The sequence below is a fragment of the Nonomuraea sp. SYSU D8015 genome (genome assembly GCF_008065375.1).
Lineage (GTDB): Bacteria > Actinomycetota > Actinomycetes > Streptosporangiales > Streptosporangiaceae > Nonomuraea.
The window spans coordinates 1-3,145 of record NZ_MU084032.1; the positions used below are offsets into that span (position 1 = coordinate 1).

Sequence of the window (3,145 nt, forward strand, 5' to 3'; positions counted from 1 at the left end):
GCCGTCCCACACCAACGCCACCCGATCCGCCGCCTGCGCGAAAAAGCCCTCGTGCAACAACCGCCCCGACACCGGACCCGCCGTGTCGTTCACCCGCTCCCGCACCACCGCCTGCGACTCAGGCATCAACGACGGCACCGGATCCGACCAGTCCCCCTCCCCCAGCCACTCCAGCACCCGCCGATGCGCCGCGAACATCGCATCCAGCACACCCGCCGGGAACAGCTCCTCCACCGCGTCCCAGCACAGCACCAGCTCCCCGCCCAGCTCCATCACCTGGTGATCCAGCCACACCTGCGGCGTCTGGGACACCGACCAGCTCTCCCGCCAGGGAGCCTGAAACGCGCGGTTGAAGAGGTCGTCGTCCAGTCCCAGGGCGCTGGTGAAGACGACGGGCATGCCGGTCGAGGCGCCGCCGGACCGGCGGGCCAGCTCCCGCAGCACCCAGACCGCGGACACGTCCCGATGTTCCAGGTCGTGGCCGAGCCGTCGCTGGAGAGCCTGCGCCGCGCCCAGCCACCCGCCGTCCGGATCCGGCCGGTGGCCGACCAGCAGCAGGGAGGTGAAGTCGCCGACGATGTGGGCGATGTCGGGGTGGCCGGAGAGCGGCCGGTCGAAGAGGGTGAGGTTGACGGTCACGTCGGAGCGGCCGCTCCAGGCCGCGAGGACCTCCGCGTAGCAGGTCAGCAGCACGACGGACGGGGTGACGCCGTGCCGCCTGGCCCGTTCCTTGATCCGTGTCCAGCGGTCGGCGGGCATGGTGTGCCGCCTCCGGACGAACGTCGGCCTGGTGACGGTGGCGGGATCGACGGCCAGCGGCAGTTGCGGCGCCGGTGGGAGCTCGTCCAGCCTTTCCCGCCAGTAGTCCTCCGCCCTCTCCCGCGCCACCGGATCGGGGGCCGCGCCCAGAACGTGGTCGCGGAACGACACCTCCACGGGCGGCAGCTCCGCGTCGGGGTCGTCGTACAGGCGGGCGACCTCGGACAGGACGATCATCATGCTGAGCCCGTCGAAGATGAAGTTGTCGAGGCTGACCCCGAAGCACAGACGGCCGTCGGCGGCGCGAACAGCGCGAACGTCCAGCAGCGGCCACCGAGTCAGGTCCACGACCTGGTGGGACATCTCCTCCCGGAGCCCCTCCCGCGCCCGGTCGAAGCGATCGGCTGGAACATCGGTCACGGGGATCGCGAAGCGGGGCACATGAGGCAGGATCCGCTGGCGGCCGTCGGCGGTGGCGACGGCGCGCAGCATCTCATGTCGCCGGATCAGCCGGTTGAACGCCTCCTCCAGGCGTCCGACGTCGATGCCGTCACCCCCGAACTCGAAGTAGCAGTGCGATCCGACGCCGCCGAGCGTGTAGTCCGCCTGCCTGCCGAGCCAGTACGCCTGCTGGACCTCGGTGAGCGGGAAGGGGTCGTGGCGGCGCTCGGGATCGGCGGCCAACGGCTGGACCGCCTCGCGGGCTCCGTTCATGGACAGGCCGGCCGCGAAGTCAGCCAGGACGGGAGCCGCGAACAGCCGGCCGATCGTGACGCCGCCGAGTCCCGCCTCCCGGAGCCGCGCCACCACCCGGGTCGCGGCAAGGCTGTCGCCCCCGAGCATGAAGAAGTCGGCATCGCGGCTCATCGGACCGCTCCCGAGCACGTCGCCCCAGGCCGCCGCGACGGCCTCCTCGACCGGTCCCTCCGGCGGCGCGAAGGTGCCCGCCGCGCGATCGGTGTCGAGGAGCCGCTGTACGGCCCGCCGGTCCACCTTGCCGTTGCCGGTGAGCGGCAGGAAGGGGACGACCTCAACGCGTTCGGGGACGAGGTATCCGGGCACCCGGTCGCGTAGCCACGCACGAACCTGGTCGGGGTCGGCGACGGGCCGGGTGGCCGGGCGGGCGGCGGTCAGCAGGATCGACGACGACCCCTGCGGCAGGACGGCTATCGGATCGAAGTGCGCGGCGGCCAGCACCTCCCGCCAGCGGCCGGGGCCGAGCAGCGGGCTGCGCCGCCGCCTGCGTTCCCTGTCCAGCCCGTCGAACCCCCGCTCCAGCAGGCTGACCGTCTGAAGGCTGAGCGGCGCGAGCTCGGTGAGCTCCCAGGCGTACAGCAGGCCGCCGGGAGCCAGGAGCAGCGAGGCGAGTTCCACGCCCGCGGCGACGGAGGGGTGCCGATGCAGCGAGACGGCCGCGACCACCGCGTCGAAGGCGTGCCGCAGCTCGCCGGGGAGGGCGGCAGCGGATATCCGGGCGAAGTCGATCGCGTGCGGGCTGCCGGACAGTCGTCCCCTGGCGGTGTCCAGGAGAGCCGGCGACTCGTCGAGCAGCGTGTAGTGGACGGAGCCGGGCGGAAGCGCGTCCAGGATGCGGTGTGCGGTGAGCCCGGTCCGCGCGCCAAGCTCCGCGATCCGCGGTGGTCTGCCGAGTTCCTTGGCGAGTGCCGCGAGCCGGTCGGCGATTCCTTCCAGGGTCGCCGCGGTCTCCGGTCGGAGGGCTGCCTGCCCTTCCGGCGACAACACAGGGTCGTCGAGCAGCGTCAGCGGCTCCTGCTCGCCACGCAGCATCGCCGCCAGGTCCGCGCGGCGTCCTGCCAGGCGGTCGGCGATCACGGCCACGTGCGTTCCGGCGGCGCGTTTCATGAGCCCGGTCCAGGCGGCGGCGTCGAGACACTCCTCGAACCTGGGGCCGGGCACATGGCCCGCCGGTGTGGGCAGCACCACGCCCCGCCGTTCCAACCAGCGCAGCCACACGTCGGCCACGGGGAGGTTCGCCTCGCCGACGCCGTTTCTGGCCAGTGCGGCCTCGATGGTGGGCTCGGCGCCGAACTCGTCGGCGAGGAGTCCGACCAGGAGCGTTTCGGCCAGCTGCGACTCCAGCTCCCATGTCTCCGGGCGCTCCGCATGTGGGAGGTCGTTCTCCTCTGCCGGTGAGGGGTCGCTCCGGGCGCCTTCGGGGGTGGCCTCGGTGACTGCGGCGAAGAGATGCCGTCGGTCGGCGGAGGCCACGGCCACGGCCTGTGCGATGTCCGGATGAGCCTGCAAGGCCGCCTCGACCTCGCCCAGCTCGATCCGATGCCCCCGGATCTTGACCTGCGCGTCCGCCCGGCCCAGGAACTCCAGCGTCCCATCCGGCCAATAACGGCCCAGGTCCCCAGTGCGATAC

Annotated in this window: 1 protein-coding gene; it reads right to left on the minus strand. The window is 72.5% G+C overall.

Annotated features, from left to right (window positions below):
- Window positions 1-3,145, minus strand: a 3,145-nt coding sequence (locus tag ID574_RS00005) for a condensation domain-containing protein (protein ID WP_223166220.1), incomplete at both ends; no start/stop codon positions are given.